Origin of the sequence: Delftia acidovorans SPH-1, from assembly GCF_000018665.1 — a bacterium.
GTDB lineage: Bacteria > Pseudomonadota > Gammaproteobacteria > Burkholderiales > Burkholderiaceae_C > Comamonas > Comamonas acidovorans.
Window position 1 is genome coordinate 456,340 of record NC_010002.1, and the last position, 17,644, is coordinate 473,983.

At 66.1% G+C, this 17,644-nt stretch carries 20 protein-coding genes; 2 read left to right on the plus strand and 18 right to left on the minus strand.

From position 1 onward, the window contains the following. Together DACI_RS02120 and DACI_RS02125 are read right to left on the minus strand one after the other, a co-directional pair. Window positions 1-873 (minus strand): TPM domain-containing protein, encoded by an 873-nt coding sequence (locus DACI_RS02120; RefSeq protein WP_012202361.1) that lies wholly within the window; start codon window positions 871-873, stop codon window positions 1-3. Window positions 874-906: 33 nt separating this feature from the next. Then, entirely contained in the window at window positions 907-1,494 is a 588-nt protein-coding gene (locus tag DACI_RS02125) for a LemA family protein (protein ID WP_012202362.1), read from the minus strand. Window positions 1,495-1,642: 148 nt separating this feature from the next. On the opposite strand from DACI_RS02125, the gene DACI_RS02130 reads away from it, so the two are divergent. Both DACI_RS02130 and DACI_RS02135 read left to right on the plus strand, forming a co-directional pair. Beyond that, entirely contained in the window at window positions 1,643-2,629 is a 987-nt protein-coding gene (locus DACI_RS02130; protein WP_012202363.1) for a YheT family hydrolase, read from the plus strand. Between the two features lie 5 nt (window positions 2,630-2,634). Then, window positions 2,635-3,186: a DUF2946 family protein gene (locus DACI_RS02135; RefSeq protein ID WP_012202364.1), complete on the plus strand. Its 552-nt coding sequence runs from the start codon at window positions 2,635-2,637 to the stop codon at window positions 3,184-3,186. Window positions 3,187-3,465: 279 nt separating this feature from the next. Here DACI_RS02135 and DACI_RS02140 read toward each other — a convergent pair whose 3' ends face one another. The 16 genes from DACI_RS02140 to DACI_RS02210 all read right to left on the minus strand — a co-directional run bounded on the left by DACI_RS02140 (window position 3,466) and on the right by DACI_RS02210 (window position 17,573). Continuing rightward, window positions 3,466-3,711, minus strand: a complete 246-nt coding sequence (locus tag DACI_RS02140) for a DUF2274 domain-containing protein (RefSeq protein ID WP_012202365.1) — start codon at window positions 3,709-3,711, stop codon at window positions 3,466-3,468. Next, window positions 3,708-4,982: a TrbI/VirB10 family protein gene (locus DACI_RS02145; RefSeq protein ID WP_012202366.1), complete on the minus strand. Its 1,275-nt coding sequence runs from the start codon at window positions 4,980-4,982 to the stop codon at window positions 3,708-3,710. The genes DACI_RS02140 and DACI_RS02145 overlap by 4 nt, the downstream gene beginning before the upstream one ends. Window positions 4,983-4,984: 2 nt before the next feature. Next, window positions 4,985-5,974: a P-type conjugative transfer protein TrbG gene (trbG, locus tag DACI_RS02150; protein ID WP_012202367.1), complete on the minus strand. Its 990-nt coding sequence runs from the start codon at window positions 5,972-5,974 to the stop codon at window positions 4,985-4,987. Then, on the minus strand, window positions 5,971-6,675 hold the full coding sequence (gene trbF, locus DACI_RS02155) for a conjugal transfer protein TrbF (RefSeq protein WP_012202368.1): 705 nt from the start codon (window positions 6,673-6,675) through the stop codon (window positions 5,971-5,973). The genes trbG and trbF overlap by 4 nt, the downstream gene beginning before the upstream one ends. An 18-nt stretch (window positions 6,676-6,693) precedes the next feature. Next, entirely contained in the window at window positions 6,694-8,067 is a 1,374-nt protein-coding gene (gene trbL / locus DACI_RS02160; RefSeq protein WP_012202369.1) for a P-type conjugative transfer protein TrbL, read from the minus strand. Then, on the minus strand, window positions 8,064-8,363 hold the full coding sequence (locus DACI_RS02165; RefSeq protein ID WP_012202370.1) for a hypothetical protein: 300 nt from the start codon (window positions 8,361-8,363) through the stop codon (window positions 8,064-8,066). Before DACI_RS02165 ends, trbL begins: the two co-directional genes overlap by 4 nt. Before the next feature lie 12 nt (window positions 8,364-8,375). Then, window positions 8,376-9,101: a P-type conjugative transfer protein TrbJ gene (gene trbJ / locus DACI_RS02170; RefSeq protein ID WP_012202371.1), complete on the minus strand. Its 726-nt coding sequence runs from the start codon at window positions 9,099-9,101 to the stop codon at window positions 8,376-8,378. After that, window positions 9,098-11,551: a conjugal transfer protein TrbE gene (trbE, locus tag DACI_RS02175; RefSeq protein ID WP_012202372.1), complete on the minus strand. Its 2,454-nt coding sequence runs from the start codon at window positions 11,549-11,551 to the stop codon at window positions 9,098-9,100. Before trbE ends, trbJ begins: the two co-directional genes overlap by 4 nt. 15 nt (window positions 11,552-11,566) lie before the next feature. Continuing rightward, a complete protein-coding gene (locus tag DACI_RS02180; protein ID WP_003103993.1) occupies window positions 11,567-11,839 on the minus strand; it encodes a VirB3 family type IV secretion system protein in 273 nt (90 codons plus the stop codon). Then, window positions 11,836-12,219, minus strand: coding sequence for a TrbC/VirB2 family protein (locus DACI_RS02185; protein ID WP_012202373.1), 384 nt, complete (start codon window positions 12,217-12,219; stop codon window positions 11,836-11,838). The genes DACI_RS02180 and DACI_RS02185 overlap by 4 nt, the downstream gene beginning before the upstream one ends. Next, window positions 12,216-13,277: a P-type conjugative transfer ATPase TrbB gene (gene trbB, locus DACI_RS02190; protein WP_012202374.1), complete on the minus strand. Its 1,062-nt coding sequence runs from the start codon at window positions 13,275-13,277 to the stop codon at window positions 12,216-12,218. The genes DACI_RS02185 and trbB overlap by 4 nt, the downstream gene beginning before the upstream one ends. Continuing rightward, window positions 13,274-13,738: a ribbon-helix-helix protein, CopG family gene (locus DACI_RS02195; RefSeq protein ID WP_012202375.1), complete on the minus strand. Its 465-nt coding sequence runs from the start codon at window positions 13,736-13,738 to the stop codon at window positions 13,274-13,276. The genes trbB and DACI_RS02195 overlap by 4 nt, the downstream gene beginning before the upstream one ends. Beyond that, on the minus strand, window positions 13,735-15,756 hold the full coding sequence (locus DACI_RS02200) for a conjugal transfer protein TraG (RefSeq protein WP_012202376.1): 2,022 nt from the start codon (window positions 15,754-15,756) through the stop codon (window positions 13,735-13,737). Before DACI_RS02200 ends, DACI_RS02195 begins: the two co-directional genes overlap by 4 nt. A 217-nt stretch (window positions 15,757-15,973) precedes the next feature. Next, window positions 15,974-16,201, minus strand: a complete 228-nt coding sequence (locus DACI_RS30870) for an EexN family lipoprotein (RefSeq protein WP_016451559.1) — start codon at window positions 16,199-16,201, stop codon at window positions 15,974-15,976. A gap of 13 nt (window positions 16,202-16,214) precedes the next feature. Beyond that, window positions 16,215-17,141: a LysR family transcriptional regulator gene (locus tag DACI_RS02205; protein WP_012202378.1), complete on the minus strand. Its 927-nt coding sequence runs from the start codon at window positions 17,139-17,141 to the stop codon at window positions 16,215-16,217. 147 nt (window positions 17,142-17,288) lie between these two features. After that, on the minus strand, window positions 17,289-17,573 hold the full coding sequence (locus tag DACI_RS02210; RefSeq protein WP_016451563.1) for a CopK family periplasmic copper-binding protein: 285 nt from the start codon (window positions 17,571-17,573) through the stop codon (window positions 17,289-17,291). Window positions 17,574-17,644 lie beyond the last annotated feature (71 nt).

A 17,644-nucleotide genomic window follows, 5' to 3' on the forward strand; every position in this document is an offset into this window, starting at 1 on the left:
TCACCAACTCCCCGAGGCGCCGCCGCCCCCGAAACTGCCGCCTCTGCCGGAGCTGAAGCCCCCGCCACCGCTGCGGCCGCCGCCGCCGCCAAAGCCGCCGCCACCGCCCCATCCACCGCCGCCACCCCTGCCGGAGCGGCCGCTTCCCAGCAGAGTGAACAGCAGCGCGACGACTCCCGCTCCTGCGGCGACGAGCAGGCTGGCCGTCACCACATAGGCGGCAATGCCGGCGCCTGCCCCCGCCAGCACGGAGGCCAGCGGCCGGCCCAGCACCGAGCGCAGGATGGGACCGACCACGGCCACGCCGAAGAAGAAGAACAGCATCAGGTCTTCCATGTCGAAGCCCCTGTCCGGGCTTTTGGAAGACTGGGGGCTGGAGGAGGGCGCCGGCAGTTGCTCGCCCGCAATGCGCGCTGCCACCTGGTCCAGCGCAGCGGTGATGCCGCCTGCATAGTCCCCCTGGCGAAAGCGCGGTGCCATCTGCTGGTCGATGATGCGCGCGGCCGCCAGGTCGGGGATCGCGCCTTCCAGCGCGCGGGCCACTTCCATGCGCATGCGCCTGTCGTTCTTGGCAATCACCACCAACAGGCCGTCGCCCACGTCGCGGCGGCCGATCTTCCAGTCACTGGCCACGCGCCAGGTATAGGCGGCAATGTCCTCGGGCGCGGTGGTGGCCACCATCAGCACGACGACCTGCGAGCCCGACTTCTGTTCGATGCCGCGCAGCCTGTCCTCAATGGCGCGTGCCTCATCGGCCGACAGCGTGCCCGTCTGGTCGATGAGCCGCGCCGAGAGGGCCGGCACGGGCTGCGGCGCCTGCGCCAGCGTGCTCCCGGGCAGCAGCAGCATGGTCAGGACAAGGGCGCAAAGCATGCGCCACAGTGGCACCAGGGACATGGTCACGGCTTACTTGTTGCCGAAGTCCACCGTGGGCGGACGGGAGATTTCGGCCTCGTTCTGCACGCTGAAGCTGGGCTTGGGTTCGTAGCTGAAGACCTTGGCCGTCAGATTGGTCGGAAAGCTGCGCGCCAGCACGTTGTAGGACTGCACGGCCTGGATGTACTGGTTGCGCGCCACGGTGATGCGGTTCTCCGTGCCCTCCAGCGTCACGCGCAGGTCGCGGAAGCCCTGGTTGGCCTGCAGCTGGGGATAGCGCTCGGCCACCACCATCAGCCGCGACAGGGCACTGGACAGCTCGCCCTGCGCCTGCTGGAACTTGTTGAAGGCCTCGGGGTTGTTGACCAGCTCGGGCGTGGCCTGGATGGAGGTGGCCTTCGCGCGTGCCTCCACCACCTTGGTCAGGGTTTCCTGCTCGAAATTGGCCTCGCCCTTGACCGAGGCCACGATGTTGGGCACCAGGTCGGCACGGCGCTGGTACTGGTTGAGCACCTCGCTCCAGGCCGACTTGGTCTGTTCGTCAAGACGCTGGAAGTCGTTGTAGCCGCAGCCGGTCAATGCCAGGACCGTGGCAAGCGTGGCGAGTAGACGTTTCATAAGATGGCAACCTGAAAGCGACAATGGAAAACAGTATCGCGCACGACGCATGCGCAATGCTGGCGATTGTGCTGCGCGCCCGGCCTGCTGCCCTGTAGGGCAAAGGCCATTGCGCAGCGGTGTGGCAAGGACTGCTAACAGGGCTTTTATGCACGAATTCACGGCGGCGCGCTGGTTGCCCGGGGGCCACGCCCAGACCATCTGGCCGGCACTGTTCGCGCGCCGCTGGCCGGTGGGCCAGGCGGCGCCCGCCTGGCGCTGGGAGCGCTGGGATACCCCGGATGGGGACTTCATCGATGTCGCCTTCGGCGGTGCTCCCACCCCGCCTGTAGACGCGCCATGGCTGGTGCTTTTCCATGGCCTTGAAGGCTCGGCGAACAGCCACTATGCCCAGGCCATGGCCTGGGTGGCCGCGCAGCGTGGCTGGCACATGGCCGTGCCGCACTTTCGCGGCTGCAGCGGCGAGGTCAACCGGGGCCCGCGCGCCTATCACTCGGGCGATGTGCAGGAGGTGGACTGGATACTGCGCCGCCTGCGCGCACGGTCTTCCCGCCCGCTCCATGTCGTGGGTGTTTCCCTGGGCGGCAATGCGCTTGCGCGCTGGGCCGGTCTGCAGGCAGACAAGGCGGCCGAGGTGGTCCAGGCCCTGGCGGCGGTGAGTGCGCCGCTGGACCTGGCGGCTGGCGGCATGGCGCTGGGGCAAGGGCTGAACCGCTGGATCTACACACGCATGTTCCTGCGCACGCTGGTGCCCAAGGCGCGGGTCAAATGGGCGCAATTTCCCGGCCTCTTCGACCGCGATGCCGCGGTGCGCGCGCGCGATCTGAAGGAGTTCGATGACGCGTTCACGGCACCCGTGCATGGCTTTCTCGATGCGCACGACTACTGGCGCCGGGCGGCAGCCAAGCCTGTGCTGGGCAGCATTGCCGTGCCCGCGCTGCTGCTCAATGCGCTGGACGACCCTTTTGTGCCTGCATGCAGCCTGCCAGGGCCAGGCGAGGTCGGCCCACGGGTTACGCTGTGGCAACCGCCGCATGGCGGTCATGTGGGTTTTGCACAGGGACATTGGCCAGGGCATGTACTGGGCATGCCGCAGGCCGTCACGCAGTGGCTGGCAGACAGCGAACAAGGATGAATGCAATGGACGATATCGTGAAGCAGGCCATGGCCAAATGGCCCCATGTGCCCGCCTGCAGCGGCTGGCTGGGGCTGGACGAGCGCGGGCGCTGGTATCTGCGCGATGAAGAGGCCCAGGCCTGCGGCGCTTTCGACAGCGGCATCCCGGGAGCCAAGGGCGCGGAGGTGCGCAACGAAAAGCTGGCGGACTTCATCGCCCGCAACTATCTTGCCGAGCCCGACGGTCGGTGGTTTTTCCAAAATGGTCCCCAGCGCGTGTACGTGGAACTGGAAAGCACACCCTGGATATGGCGGCTGCGCTGGGATGGCGAGCGCCTGCAGATGCACAGCCATACAGGGGCAGAGCTGCAGGCCGCAGACATCAAGGAGGTTTTGATGGATGAGACAGGGCGCCTGTATCTGGCCATGCCCTCCGGCCTGGGCCTGGTCCATACGCAGGACATGGTCGATGCCGCTGCCGCGCTGGACGCCGGCATGCTGCCTGCCTGTGAAGAGGTGCCGGCACAGACGTTGCCGCAACGCTACGGTTTTGTGCGCAGTCCGGCCCGGGCATGAAAAATGTCCGCTGTCAAGTCTTTTGTGAGGTCATGCAGCGGCGCAAAAGGTCTTATGGGGCAATAGGTTAGCCTAGATTCGGGCTGCGGCGCGCGCTTGCTGCATTTCTGGCTAGGTGCCACATGGGCGCTTTGCGGTGGCAAACGCAGGGGCGCCGCAGCGGGCAAGATCGCATAGCCATCTTATGCCCCGGCCTGTCGCAATCCATCCCCAGAAAGCGAAAGCGCAACCCGAGGGCTGCGCTTTCATCGTGAGTGGGTGGTGGATGCGTCCACATCGTCAACCCGACTTCGGCGGTGCGGCCTTGCCCCTGCTTCCCTTTCTGAATCCCCGATCCCCCGCCATGAACGTCTCCAGCATGTGCGGGATCAACGTCGTTGCATCGACGGCCTCGCCATACGTCTGCGCGTGCAGTGCGGCGTAGGCGTCCAGGTCGGCTTTCAGGCTGGCCGGGCAGGTGAACGTCAGCTTCGTGCTACCGCTGGACGGCAACGGGCCGAGGCGGAGTTTTCGGGCGGTACTCATCGCGCACCTCCAAGCTGATAGAACATGGGTTGGTAAGGACGCAACACGAGGTCGCGCGCCACGATCACCCGAACCGGCAAGCCCGGTCGTGCTGTCAGCGTCGGCTGGATGTTCATGTTGCGCCGAGTGATCTCCTGGCCGACCTGATTGATGCTGTCCTGTGCGCTGTCGCGCCCGGCGATGACGATGCGGTTGCCGTCCTGGCGGTTCTCCGGCGCGGCCAGCTCGGCGCCCACGCCCAGCAGCGTCGTCAACACGGCGCCGGCGAAGACGCGGTTCCAGTGCCAGTCCACGTCGTCTTCCAGGCCGGCGTAGCCGGCCGGGTCGGTGCCCACGAGGTTGTCGAGCGTCAGCGATGACGTGTCGGGCAGGATGACCCGGTTCCATACCACCTGTACGCGGCTCTGCCCGTAGCTGACCTGGCTGTTGTAGCGCCCGAGGATGCGCGATCCCTGCGGGATCAGCAGGAACTTGCCCGTGGCCGTGTCATAGACGGGCTCCGTGACGGTGGCGATCACATCGCCCGGAAGATCGGACTTGATGCCTGTGACCAGCGCCCCGGCGATCACCGTACCGGCCATCACCTGATACGGCGACGCCGGCAGCGCCAGGTTGCCGGAATTGCGGGTTTCCGTAGAGCCGCCTTTCAGGAACGCCTCCTTCTGGTCTTGCCGGTTCTGCGTGGCGGTCGGGTCGGCGGGCTGGGCCGCCGTCGAGGCCGGCCCGGCGGCGAGCGGGTCGAAGGCTGCGAGCGCGCTTGCAGCACCCGGCGCACCCGGCGCCGCCTGCGCCACCGTTGCGGCCTGGCCTTGGCCCTGGCCGCCGGAGCGGAAGAACACCGACGAAGCCGCAGCGGCTTCCGCCTCTTTGCGCAAAGCGTCATTCGGATCGTGGCCGGGGGCCGCGTAAGCGGCTACGGCCGGCTGCTGCGAAGCGACGATGGCGGGGCCAAGATCGCCCGGCAGCGGCGGCCCCAACTCGGGCACCTTCCGCAGCTTCGAGTAGTCGGAAGGCAGGCCATCCAGCCCCTCGGACTTCGATACGCGATCCACGTTGTAAAGCTCGGTCTGTTCGCCAGTGCCGCGCCGATGCGGCTGCAATGACCAGATCGTGGCCCCGAGCACGGCGACCGACAGGCCGCCGACGAGGACGGCCAGCGTGCGCCGGTTCAGGCGCGTGACCGGACACGGCTGGGCGCGTAGCGCCACCGCCTCGGGCGCGACCTTGCCCGCCTGCGGCGTGGTGAGGTCGGGGGTGTCGTCCTGGCTCATGGTCAGTTCCCCCGCGTGCCGTCGGTGCGCTCGATCCGCACCACGTCGCCCTTGTCCCCGCCCAAGCGCAACTCGGCAGCGCCGAACAAGCGATCAACGATGAAATACGGCGAGCGGAAGCGGTAGTTCACCAATTGCCCGTCGCCCTGCGCACCGATCACGAACAGCGGCGGCAACTCGCCCTGGGCGATGCCGGCGGGAAACTGGATATATACCTTCTCGCCGTCATCGAAGGCGCGCAGCGGCTTCCACGGCGGATTGCTGCCACTGATGGCATAGCGGAAACGGATCTTCTCCAGCGACAGCCCGGTCTCGACCGGCGCGGCGGCGCTGGCCGCCTGCGCCTGGCGCTGCAAGGCGAGCATCTTGTCCTTGGGGTACTCCCAGGATATCGACGCCATCCATGTCTTCTCTGTCGAGGTCAGTTCCAGCAGATAGGTGCGTCGGCTGGTGGTTACAACGAGATTCGTCTTGAGGCCCGAGCGGATGGGCTTGACCATCACGTTCACGCGCAGCGCATCCCCGCTGCCGCTCGATGTGTCGCCCACGATCCAGCGCACCGTGTCGCCAGCGGCCACCGTCACCAGTTCCTCACCGGGCTGGAGCGCGATCACGGTCACGCGGCCCACGGCCGCATAGACCTGATACAGCGCGCCGTCCGTGAAAGGCCACACCTGAATCGCGTTGACGTAGCCCTCGCGCGTGGGCGCGACGCGCGCCTCGGTATTGGCCCGTGAGACGCGCACCTTCTCGTCGACCGGCTCCGGCGCCGGCTTGGCTTCTTCGCCCTCGGGCGCTGGCTTCAACTGTGCCGGCATCGGCAGCACCTCGGGCACAGCGACCGCCTCCACAGGTGCAGGCGGCTCCGGCAGCGGCTGCGCCTGCACCGGCTCATCGAGCGAGATGGTCGGCGGCGGCTTGCCCTGGGTGGCGCAGCCCGCCAGGGCCGCGAGCGCCAGCACGGAAACGTAAGTACGGAAAGACGGGTTCATGGCTTGGCTCCTTCGGAAGAATCCAGTTCGCGGCTCCACGACAGGCCGTTGACGTAGATGCCCAACGGGTTCTTGCGCAGGCGCTGTTCGGTGCGCGGGGTCTGCTGCACGATGGAAATCACCGCGTTCCAGCGTTCGGTGCCAGCAGGAGCGCCGTTGACGAAGCGTTGTTCCGTCCAGCGCACGTTGAAAGAGGCGTCGCTGGCGCGGGTCACGCTGGTGATCTGCACCGTCACCGACTCCTTGCCGATGCGCGCGAACGGATCGTTCACGCGGGCGTACTCGTTGAGCACCACGGCGCCCTTGTCGGTGGTGTAGTCGTAGGCGTCCAGCCAGTTCTGCCGCACCACGATCGGGTCGATGGACAGCGAGCGCACCAGGCCGATGAAGCGGCCCAGGTGGTAGGCGATCTGCGCATCGCTGGGCCGGTACGGCGTAGCGGCCTCGCCCACGGCGCGCACTTGGCCCGCGTTGTCCACCTCGATGACATAGGGTGTCACGATGGATTGCGCCGAGCGCCAGACCAGGCCCCCGGCCATCAGCACGGCCAGCGTGAGACAGCCGAAGGCCATGAAACGCCAGTTCTTCGCCTGCACGCGGGCCGAGCCGATGCGCTCGTCCCACACCTGTGCGGCGGATTGGTACGGAGTAGCAGGCTGCGGCGTGTCGGCATAGCGCACCTGCGGTCGTTTGAATCGCATGGGTGTTCTCCTTGAAGATCAGGAATCGGAATCGCGCAGACTCGGCCCCTGGCTGGAACTGCCGCCGTCGCCCCCGCGCAGCGTGTGGGCGGCGGTGGTTGCGGCATGGGTGAGTTGCTGGCGGCGATGCAGGCGTTTGGCCCAGGCGGGTTGCTCCTGCGGCGCGGTGGAGGGCGTATCACCACCAGACGCTGGGCCGCCCGATGCGGCGGCTGTACCGCCTCCCGCCGAAGTCGTGCCTTCCTGGCGGAAAGCTGCGGCGGCACGTTCCTTCATCGAACGCGCGCCATCGGCCACCTTCTGCCCGGCTGCCTGAGCGCCTGTCTTGGCGACATTGCCGAAGCCCGCAGCGGCACCCTTGAGGCCGCCGCCGGCCGAAGCGGAACCGGCCTGGAACGCCGACCGTGCACTGCTGGCAGCCCCAGCGGCAGCCCGCGCGCCGCTGCCGGCCAGCTTGGCGGCAGCGGGCGCCATGCGCGCTCCAGCAGCTACCGCGCCGCCGACGCCCGTGGCTGCGGCGCCGACGGCAACGGCAGCGCCCGCAGCGCCCAGCGCAGCACCGGCCATCGCACCCGCGCCAAGCTGCGGCCCGCCAGACACCAGCCCGGTTGCAATGCCTGGCCCGAAGATGCCCAAGGCCAGCAGGGTCAGCGAGGCCAGCATCACGACCACGGAGTGGTCGATGGATGGCTCGGCGGGATGTACCTGAAACTCGGCGAACAGCCCCGAGCCGATGCCCACAATGACGGCGAGCACCAGCACCTTGATGCCGGACGACACCACGTTGCCCAGCACCTTTTCGGCGAGGAACGCGGTCTTGTTCCACAGCGCGAACGGCACCAGCACGAAGCCGGCGAGCGTGGTCAGCTTGAACTCGATCAGCGTGATGAAAAGCTGGATCGCCAGCACGAAGAAGCACAGGATGACGATCAACCACGCGAGGAACATCACGACGATGGGCGTGATGTTCACGAACACCTCGGGGAAGCCCGCCATGTTGCCGATCTGCTCAAGGATCGGCGCACCGGCGTCGATGCCGACCTTGGCCAGCCGCCCAGGGTGTAGGAAGTTCTCCATGCTCAAGGTCGAGCCGCTGGCCGTTAGGCCCAGCCCGGCGAAGGAGCGGAACAGGATGCCGGCCAGCGTGTTGAAGTTGCCGATGATGTAGGCGAAGGCACCGACGTACAGCACCTTGCGGATCAGCTTGGCGATCACGTCCTCGCCCTGGCCGACGGCATGGCCCATCGCCCAGAACAGCCCGGCGATCGTCATGTCGATGACGATCAGCGTGGCGGTCAGAAACGCCACCTCGCCATGCAGCAGTCCAAAGCCCGAGTCGATGTAGCGCGAGAAGGTATCGAGGAAGCGGTCGATGATCGTTACGTCGTTCATGGTGAGTCCTCCTGCCCAGGCGCATCGGCATCGGCGGGTTCATCGAAGCTGGGCGGAATCGGCGGCAGGTCGGCTAGCGTCTGATACTCGCTCGGCCCGGTCTGGCCGGAGAGAAAGCGCCGCAGGTCGGCCTGGGCCACCTGCGCGCAAAACGCGCCGTCGTGCGCGCCCGTGCGGCACTGCGCGCGCAGCGTGTGCAACCGGGATGGATCGGCGGCCAGTGAAGCCACCGACAGCGGCTGATCGCAGCCGGACAGCAGGAACGCGAGAGCGAACACGACAGGCGCGTACTTCATGGCCGCACCTCGTCAGTGGTTGTAGAAATCGACGGCTTGCGGCGTGTACGGCGTGCCACTGCCCAGGAAGCGGCGCGTCATCTCACGTCCGCGCTCCGTGGCCGCCGCCTGCCGCGCCAGTTCCAGCGCGGCAGCGCGATCCTGCGTGATCTGGAGCCGCTGCGACTGGATCGACTGCTTGGCCTGCAAGGCCAGCAACTGGTTCATGGCCTGCATCGCCTGCAACGCACCTTCGGCTGACTGGCTCTTGCCCACGAGGTCGGCGAGCACGCTTTCGTCTTCGCCCAGGTTCTGCGAAACCTGGGCCTGCATCCGCATCGTGGTCTGCAAGCCGTTGAGCGTGTTCTTCCATCGCTCCTGCGTGTCGCGGTACATCTGGTCGCCGCTCACCGTGGCGGCGTACTGCTCGGGATACAGGCGCTGAAACTCCCGATCCAGATTCGTCACGTCGTAGGCCAGGCCGCGCGCCTGGTCGATCAGCCGCTGCGTGGTCGCCAGATTGGCGCGCAACTGGCCGACCACGCTGGATGGCAGGCTGGCGAGATTGCGCGCCTGGTTCATCAGCATCTGCGCTTCGTTCTGAAGCTGCTGGATCTGGTTGTTGATCTGCTCCAGCGTGCGGATCGCGGTCAGCGTGTTCTGCACGAGGTTGGTGGGATCGACCACGACCCATTGCGCATGGGCGGTGGCGGTGCAAAGCATGGCCGCGATTGCGGCGGCGACAAGACGCTTTTTCATGACAGGTTCTCCAGGGGTTGATCAGCGAGGGAACCCGGCGCAAGGCCGGGGAACGAGGGCAGCAGGTCGGCCGCCCAATCGAGGCCGCGATGGCGCAGCCAGGCGCCCGCGAAGCCGGGTACGCCGGCGTCCAGCAGCACGCGGTCTATGTCGCGCTGGTCTTGCGGCGTGGAAGCGCCCGCAAACGCCAGCGCGGCCGGCCCCAGGTCGAGGTCGAACAGGCGGTTGCCGAGGCGGGATTGGTAGTAGTAGTCGCGCTTGGGCTGCGCGGTGGCGACGATCTCGATCTGCCGGCTGTTGAGGCCGAAGCCTTCGTAGATCGTGCGAATCTGCGGCTCAGTCGCCTGCGGGTTCGGCAGGAAGATGCGGCTGGCGCAGCTTTCGATAATCGCGGGGGCGATGCTCGAATCCTTGATGTCCGCGAGCGACTGCGTGGCGAAGATCACCGACACGTTTTTCTTGCGTAGCGTCTTGAGCCACTGGCGGATACGCGCGGCAAACACCGGGTCATCGAGGAACAACCACGCTTCATCGAGGATCAGCAGCGTGGGCGATCCGTCGAAGCGTTCATCGAAGCGCGCAAAGAGGTAATGCAGCACGGCCATGACGGCGGCCTTGCTGTGCATCAGCTCCTCCATCTCGAAGCACTGCACGTCGGCCATGCCGAGCCGGTCGTGGTCAGCGTCCAGCAGCTTGCCGTGCGCACCACCGAGCACGTAGGGCGCGAGCGCCTGGCGCAGCGCGTTCGATTGCAGCAGCACCGACAGGCCGGTCATCGTGCGCTGCTCCACCGGCGCACCGGCGAGGCTTCCAAGCGCCGACCAGATAGCCGCCTTCTCGTCGGGGCCGACCGCCACGCCTTCGTGCAGCAAGCGGCCTTCGACCCATTCTGCGGCCCAGGTGCGGTAGCCCTCGCGGTCGATGCGTGCCAAGGGCTGGAAGGCGATTTCGCCATCCGTGCCCAGGTCGTAGTGTTCGCCGCCCAAGCCCAGGATCGTGGCCCGCATCGAGCGGCCCATGTCGAAGGCGAAGATGCGCGAACCGCGATAGCGACGGAACTGCATCGCCAGCGTGGCGAGCAAGACCGACTTGCCCATGCCGGTCGGGCCTGCGACCAGCGTGTGGCCCACGTCGCCGATGTGCGTCACCAGCCGGAACGGCGTCGCGCCATCGGTGCGCGTGACGATCAGCGGCGGGCCGTCGAGGTGGTCGTTCTTTTCCGGCCCCGCCCATACTGCGGACACCGGCATCATGTGTGCTAGGTTCAGCGTCGAGACGATGGGCTGGCGCACGTTGGCGTAAGCGTTGCCCGGAATGGATGACAGCCACGCATCCACGGCGTTGAGCGTTTCCGGGATGGTGACGAAGCCGCGCCCCTGGATGACCCGCTCCACCATGCGCAGCTTCTCGTCGGCTACGGCCGGGTCGGCATCGAGCACCGTCACCGTGGCGGTGAGATAGCCGAAGGCGACCTGATCGCTGCCCAGCTCCTGTAAGGCGGCATCGGCGTCGGTCGCCTTGTTGCTGGCGTCAGTATCGACCAACGGGCTTTCCTGCTGGAAGATCGTTTCGCGCAGCAGCGCGATGACGTTCTTCCTTTTTGCAAACCACTGGCGGCGCAGGCGGGTGAGTTCCTTTTCCGCCTCGGATTTGTCGAGACAGAGAAAGCGCGTACTCCAACGATATGCAAAGCCCAAGCGGTTGAGGTCGTCCAGAATCCCCGGCCAGGTCGAGGTCGGAAAACCGCGCACCGACACCACGCGCAGGTGCTGGTCGCCCAGCATGGGCGCCAGGCCACCGACCAGCGGCGAGTCGGTCAGCAGGGCGTCGATGTGGAACGGCACTTCGGGCACACCGACGCGGTAGCGCCGCGTCGAGATGGTCGTGTGCAGGTAGGTCAGCGTCTGGCTGTCATCCAGCCAGACGATTTCCGGCATCACGCCGTCGAGCAGGTCAAAGACGCGATCCGTTTCCGCGACGAAGGCTTGCAGCCGCTCGCGCCAGTCCACGCCATTCGTCGGTGTGTTCTCGTAGAGCATCTTGGCTGCACGGGCGCGGGATTCTTCCGGCGGCAGGTAAAGCAACGTCAGGTGATAGCCGCTCTCGAAGTGATGGCCCGATTCCTCGAAGGCGGCCCGGCGTTCTTCCTCCACCACCCACGAAAGCGGCTCGGGAAACTCCGAGTGCGGATAGTCGGCCGCAGGCCGGCGCTCGGCTTCGATGAACAGCGCCCAGCCCGATCCCATGCGGCGCAGCGCGTTGTTCAACCGCGCCGACGTGGCGATCAGCTCGCCTTGCGTCGCGCTGTCGAGGTCAGGCCCGCGAAACCGGGCCGTGCGCTGGAAACTGCCGTCCTTGTTCAAGACGACGCCCGGTGCGACCAGCCCGGCCCAGGGCAGCCAGTCGGCAAGCAAGGCCGGGCGCTGGCGGTATTCGGCGAGGTTCAGCATCGCGGCGTCCTCCCCTCACACGTCCAGCAGCGGGCGGTGCTTGATGTGCCGGGCGAAGACCTGCATGAACTGCGGATCGACGCGCGCACCCCACACCGCCAGCGAATGGCCGACGATCCAGAGCACGACGCCCGGAATCCACAGTTGCAGGCCCAGGCCGACAGCGGCGGCCAGCGTGCCGTTAGCGATCGCTACGGTGCGCGGCGCACCGCCCAGCAGAATCGGCTCGGTCAGCGAGCGATGCAGCGGCACCTCGAAGCCGTCCGCGAAGGTGTCAGGGGCACTCATACGACCGCCCCGCCGGAGAAGCTGAAGAACGACAGGAAGAAGCTCGAAGCGGCGAACGCGATGGACAGACCGAATACGATCTGGATCAGCTTGCGGAACCCGCCGGACGTGTCGCCGAACGCGAGCGCGAGGCCCGTGGCGATGATGATGATGACCGCGACGATGCGCGCCACCGGCCCCTGGATGGATTCGAGGATGGATTGCAGCGGGCCTTCCCACGGCATCGAGGAACCGGCGGCCTGCGCGGCTCCGGCCAGGAACAACAGCAACGCGGCCAGCAGCAGCCCTTGCCCCGCAGGACGGGCCAGGCAGCGCAGCCGCGCAAGACGCAAAGCCGGATTTGCAGAAAAACGGAAAGCAGGAATGGTCATCTGCGTCATGGCAGTTCTCCAAGTGAGTCAAGGGATGAGGAAGTCGCCGCAGCGGGTACGGCATCGGGGTTTGGCGACAACTCGGGAAACGGCGTGTCCAGCGCGTCCGCCTCCCAATCCGCCAATCGGTAGCCCACGCCGTCAAAGCCGACGACGCGGGCGATGCTCTCGATGCGGCGCTTGCGCCCGCGCCCGGCGATATGGATCACCACGTTGACCGCCTCGGCGATCAGCGCACGCGGCGGGTTCACCGCCACTTCGAGAATCAGTTGCTCCAGGCGCAGCAGCGCGCCGAGCGCGGAGCCGGCGTGGATCGTGGCGATACCGCCCGGATGGCCGGTGCCCCACACCTTGATGAGATCCAGCGCCTCGGCGCCGCGCACCTCGCCGACGACGACGCGATCAGGCCGCAGGCGCATGGACGACCGCACCAGTTCGGTCATGGACACGACGCCGGCGCGCGTGCGCAGCGGCACATGGTCGCGGGCCGCGCATTGCAACTCGATGGTGTCTTCGAGCACCAGTACGCGGTCGCCCGTGGCGGCGATCTCGGCCAGCAGCGCATTGGCGAGCGTGGTCTTGCCGCTGCTCGTGGCTCCTGCGATCAGGACGTTCTGGCGCTCGCGCACGGCGCGAACGAGAAAGCCCGCCTGCTCGGCGGTCATCATTCCGTCCTCGATGTAGCGCGACAGAGGGATGACGCCGATGGCGCGCTTGCGCAGCGCGAAGGCCGGCCCCGGCGCAGCGGGCGGCAAGATGCCCTCGAAGCGTTCGCCGGTTTCGGGCAACTCGGCGGACAGCAGCGGTTGCCCGCGATGGACTTCTGCGCCAACGTGGGCCGCGACCAAGCGGATGATTCGCTCGCCGTCCGTCTCCGGCAACTCCGCGCCCATCGGCGCGCGCCCACTGGAAAGCCGATCCACCCAAAGGGTGCGATCGGGGTTCAGCATCACCTCCACCACGTCCGGGTCTTCGAGCGCGGCGGCGATCAGCGGCCCCATCGCCGTGCGCAGCATCTGGATGCGGCGGTCGAGCGAGGTGGTGAGGGATGAAGGCGCGGCGCTCATGAGGCACGCTCCTGCGCTTGCGCGGCTGCCGCCGCGTCTTCCATCCGCATTGGGTCGGGATGCAGTTCCTCCACCACGTCGCGCACCAGGCTGCGGCCCCGCAGCAGGTGGCGGCCAAGCTGCTCGGTGAACTGCTCGAAGCGCGCCTTGCCTTGCGCGCGTGCCGCGTCTTGGTGCGCCTCGGGAACCGGAGTGCTCACGGTCAGGTAGTAGCGGATGAACAGCGCCAGCGTTTCGATGGCGATGTTCTGGTCGCGCTCCATGCGATCGGCCTGGCGCGAGAGGCGATCCAGCCGCTTGGCAATGGCCGCCTCGCGCTGGTCGGCGGCATCGGGCGACAGCCATGATGCGAGCGCCGCCGCGACGATGGACGACTTGGACACGCCTTTCTTGGCGGCCAGCTCATCGAGCCGCTTGGCGTGCTCCGGCTGGATGAACAGGTTGAGGCGATAGTGGCTCATAGCTCGATTCCGTCGTTGGGGTCGAGGGAAGCCAGCCGGGCGCTGCGCTGCATGGCCGGATCAAGCTGGCGAGGAAGGGGAAGCGGCAGGTCGTCGTCGTCATCGAGCAGCGCGAGGTCGGCCGTGGGAGCGGCCAGCTCGGAGTCGTAGGCGACGGTTTCGGAGAGTTCGGGCTGACGGCGCGGGCCGCCGTCGTCGGCCGAACCCAAGTTCTCCAGGCCATCAGCGGACGCGGCGGCCAGTGCAGCGGGCACGGACGGAATCGCCAACCCGCTCCAGTCGTCGGGCCGCAATGGCGGCGCGTCGGCGTACTGCCCATCCGCCAGCGCGGGCGGTGGCAGCACGCGACGCTTGAAATTGGCGTCCGCGTAGTAGCGCAGCTTCTTCGCCTTGATCGGCGCCACGCTGGACACCATCACCACGGCCTCGTCAGGCGGAAGCTGCATGACTTCGCCCGGCGTCAGCAGCGGGCGCGCGGTTTCCTGGCGCGACACCATCAGGTGGCCCAGCCACGGCGCGAGCCGATGGCCCGCGTAGTTGCGCTGCGCGCGCAGCTCGGTAGCGGTGCCGAGCGTTTCGGAAATGCGCTTGGCCGTGCGCTCGTCGTTCGTGGCGAACGTCACGCGCACATGGCAGTTGTCCAGAATCGAATGGTTCTGGCCATAGGCTTTGTCGATCTGGTTGAGCGACTGCGCGATGAGGAAGCTGCGGATGCCGTAGCCCGCCATGAAGGCCAGGGCCGTCTCGAAGAAGTCGAGCCGCCCCAGCGCCGGGAACTCATCGAGCATCAGCAGCAGCTTGTGGCGGCGCTGAATGCCGTCGGAGCCGTCGAGCGATTCGGTGAGGCGCCGGCCGATCTGGTTGAGGATCAGGCGAATGAGCGGCTTCGTCCGCGAAATGTCCGAAGGCGGCACCACGAGGTACAGCGATACCGGATGCTCGGCAGCGATCAGGTCAGCGATGCGCCAATCGCAACGCGAGGTGACTTCGGCCACCGTGGGATCGCGGTACAGGCCGAGGAACGACATGGCCGTGGACAGCACGCCCGAGCGTTCGTTATCGCTCTTGTTGAGGACTTCGCGCGCAGCGGATGCCACCACGGGATGTGGGCCACCACCTTCCTCGTTCACGAGGTGCGGCGTAGTCATCATCCGATGCAAGGTCAGCTCGAACGGACTGGCCGGGTCGGAGAGGAAGTTGGCGACGCCGCGCAGAGTCTTGTCTTCGCCTGCGTAGAGCACATGCAGGATGGCCCCAACCAGTAGCGCGTGCGAGGTCTTTTCCCAATGGTTGCGCTTCTCCAGCGCACCTTCGGGATCAACCAGAATGTCCGCGATGTTCTGCACGTCGCGCACCTCATGCGCGCCGCGCCGTACCTCCAGCAGCGGGTTGTAGGCCGCTGACTTCGCATCGGTCGGGTTGAACAGCAGGCAATGCGAGAAGCGCGAGCGCCAACCGGCGGTGATCTGCCAGTTCTCGCCCTTGATGTCGTGGATGACGGCCGAGGCTGGCCAGGAAAGCAGCGTCGGCACCACCAGGCCCACACCTTTGCCCGAGCGCGTGGGCGCGAAGGTCAGGACGTGTTCCGGGCCTTCATGCCGCAGGTACTGGCGGTCGTGCTGGCCGAGGAACACGCCGGCCGGCTGCGTGAGGCCAGCCTTGCGAATGTCATCCGCGTTCGCCCAGCGTGCCGAGCCGTAGGTCGTAACCAGCCGCGATTGGCGCGAGCGCCAGATCGACATACCGATGGCGACCACCACCGCCAGCAGGCCACTGCCGCCCGCGATGGCGCCGCCGGTATCGAACACGCGCGGCGCGTAGGCATCGAAGAAGAACCACCACTCGAACAGTTTCCACGGGTGGTAGATCGGTGTGCCGAGAAGATCGAACCAGGGCGAGCCAAGGCGTAGCTGGTAGCCAAGGGCTGCTGCTGTCCATTGCGTGGCGCTCCATACGCCAGCGATCACGATGCCGAATACCACGGCGATCTGACCGAACAGCACGTTCGTCCCTTGCATAACCTCGCCTCCGATCACGGCACACAGAGGTGCCGCAGCACTGAGGATCAAGGCGTTCGCGCAGGTCGGTCAAAGGCCGATGTGGCGGCAATTTAGGCCCAAAAAGTCAGATTTCCTTTAGTGGCGAAAGCAATAAAAACGCCGCAAGCGCGAGCGCATTGCGGCGTAGTGAGGTAACAGCGAGAACTTCGTCGCAGCGAAGCGACCGAGAGATAACCTACTTGGATTTTTGCTCGGGCCGATCACCGAAAAATCGCCGTTTGGCGGCTTCGGCAGCACGCAGACATAGTTCGTCGCCAACCTTCGCGCGGTCTTCCTTGCATTGACGTTGAATCTCTTTGATGCGTTCGGGATTGGCTACGAGCGCATCCACGGTTTCCGAAGGTTGAGAAGGACCGCATGCAGGCAGTGCAGTGACCAATATCAGCAATATCACTTTGTTCATAGCCTTATTCCTACTATCGGTCGCGTGGAAGGTCTTCGGGGATGCCGAGTTCATCAGCCGAATCAATAAAATCTACTCGTTCGATAAATCGAGCCAGCATTTCGGACGGCTCCGTATCGCGGCGCAGCAGATAGGTCATGAGCATAGTCGGCTTGCCCGCCAAGCGCCGGGCCACGACTCCCGGCTCGCGGCTGGAAGCAATGTGCGCCTCGCCCGCCAAGCCCAATGCTAAGCCGGCGGAGACTAAAGTCATCATCACGTCGAAGGTCGCCACGCGCTGCGCGATCAGCGGCTCTTGTCCGCATGTGCGTAGGAACCGATCGACCTGGCGCGCGTGGCCTTCGCACACTGCTGGGTCGCCCAGCGCCAGCGGATGGCGCAACACCTCCTTCAGCGGGATCTGTTTGAAGGCAAGCACCGGATGGCGGGCTGGTACCGCCACCATCAATTCGTCTTCCCATGCAGGAGTGACGATGATGCCATCACCTGCATCCTCTGCCATCGAGAAGCCCGCGTCATACAGGTCGCTATGAAGCCCCTTGATCTGCTGATCCAAAGGCACCTCGAACAATCGGATTTCCACCTCGGGGTCCTCTTCGCGGCTGCGCGCCAGCAATGCCGGCAGGCGCGAAGGCGTGACGCCATCGGACAAGGCAATACGCAACTGGCCGCAAAAGCCGTTGGCGGCGGACTTGACACTATCGCGGGCCTGCTCCAGCACTGTAAAGACTCGCTGAACGTGCTCCAGAAACAGCCGTCCAGCGCGGGTCAGTTGTGTGCTGCGAGTGGTGCGGACAAACAGGCGTGCGCCGAGTTCTTCCTCCAACTCCTTGATGGTGCGAGATAACGGAGATTGGTCGATGTGCAACCGCTCGGCAGCGCGGGCAAAGTGAAGCTCCTCTGCTACAGCGAGGAAACACCGTAGATGACGAAGCTCCACAAATCAATCTCCTATTAAGTGTTATTTGAACCTACACATTGAATCTTCTGTCCGGGGTAGTCACCGAAGGCCATGCGCCTATCCGAATCGGACAGGCGCTGGGACTTCTTTCTGACGCCATTGGGAGGCATCAGCAGATCGCGCGAATTACCCGCCGTGCTCCTGTTCAAGCAGCGAGCTGAGGCGAGCAACTTCATTGCTGGTAATGGCAATGTTCCGCCCGTCCTTCGTCGCCACTGAGGCGCCGATGGATTGATACACGGCGCGTCCGAAGCGACTTTCCTGTGCCATCTTTCCATCCTTGAAGACGTACAGCGTTCCCCCGTCAGCCAGCGGAACCATCTCCTTGGCTGCCTGGGCTGCTGCATGACCGGCGAAGGCAGGCACGGAGAGGGCGCTCAACAGGGCGGCAATGACAATTTGCGATTTCATGATCGACTCCTTTGTGAAAACGACGACAACTTGCGCCGCGCCGTTAAATGTAGAAGCGCGCGATCTACAGA

Coding starts and splice junctions, on each gene's coding strand:
- DACI_RS02200 (WP_012202376.1), bottom strand. CDS start 15,756: ATGCAAGGGACGAACGTGCTGTTCGGTCAGATCGCCGTGGTATTCGGC.
- DACI_RS02145 (WP_012202366.1), bottom strand. CDS start 4,982: ATGAGCCAGGACGACACCCCCGACCTCACCACGCCGCAGGCGGGCAAG.
- DACI_RS02135 (WP_012202364.1), top strand. CDS start 2,635: ATGGACGATATCGTGAAGCAGGCCATGGCCAAATGGCCCCATGTGCCC.
- trbB (WP_012202374.1), bottom strand. CDS start 13,277: ATGAGCGCCGCGCCTTCATCCCTCACCACCTCGCTCGACCGCCGCATC.
- trbE (WP_012202372.1), bottom strand. CDS start 11,551: ATGCTGAACCTCGCCGAATACCGCCAGCGCCCGGCCTTGCTTGCCGAC.
- DACI_RS02120 (WP_012202361.1), bottom strand. CDS start 873: ATGCTTTGCGCCCTTGTCCTGACCATGCTGCTGCTGCCCGGGAGCACG.
- DACI_RS02180 (WP_003103993.1), bottom strand. CDS start 11,839: ATGAGTGCCCCTGACACCTTCGCGGACGGCTTCGAGGTGCCGCTGCAT.
- trbJ (WP_012202371.1), bottom strand. CDS start 9,101: ATGAAAAAGCGTCTTGTCGCCGCCGCAATCGCGGCCATGCTTTGCACC.
- DACI_RS02125 (WP_012202362.1), bottom strand. CDS start 1,494: ATGAAACGTCTACTCGCCACGCTTGCCACGGTCCTGGCATTGACCGGC.
- DACI_RS30870 (WP_016451559.1), bottom strand. CDS start 16,201: ATGAACAAAGTGATATTGCTGATATTGGTCACTGCACTGCCTGCATGC.
- DACI_RS02165 (WP_012202370.1), bottom strand. CDS start 8,363: ATGAAGTACGCGCCTGTCGTGTTCGCTCTCGCGTTCCTGCTGTCCGGC.
- DACI_RS02195 (WP_012202375.1), bottom strand. CDS start 13,738: ATGAGCCACTATCGCCTCAACCTGTTCATCCAGCCGGAGCACGCCAAG.
- DACI_RS02210 (WP_016451563.1), bottom strand. CDS start 17,573: ATGAAATCGCAAATTGTCATTGCCGCCCTGTTGAGCGCCCTCTCCGTG.
- DACI_RS02140 (WP_012202365.1), bottom strand. CDS start 3,711: ATGAGTACCGCCCGAAAACTCCGCCTCGGCCCGTTGCCGTCCAGCGGT.
- DACI_RS02130 (WP_012202363.1), top strand. CDS start 1,643: ATGCACGAATTCACGGCGGCGCGCTGGTTGCCCGGGGGCCACGCCCAG.
- trbF (WP_012202368.1), bottom strand. CDS start 6,675: ATGCGATTCAAACGACCGCAGGTGCGCTATGCCGACACGCCGCAGCCT.
- trbL (WP_012202369.1), bottom strand. CDS start 8,067: ATGAACGACGTAACGATCATCGACCGCTTCCTCGATACCTTCTCGCGC.
- DACI_RS02185 (WP_012202373.1), bottom strand. CDS start 12,219: ATGACGCAGATGACCATTCCTGCTTTCCGTTTTTCTGCAAATCCGGCT.
- trbG (WP_012202367.1), bottom strand. CDS start 5,974: ATGAACCCGTCTTTCCGTACTTACGTTTCCGTGCTGGCGCTCGCGGCC.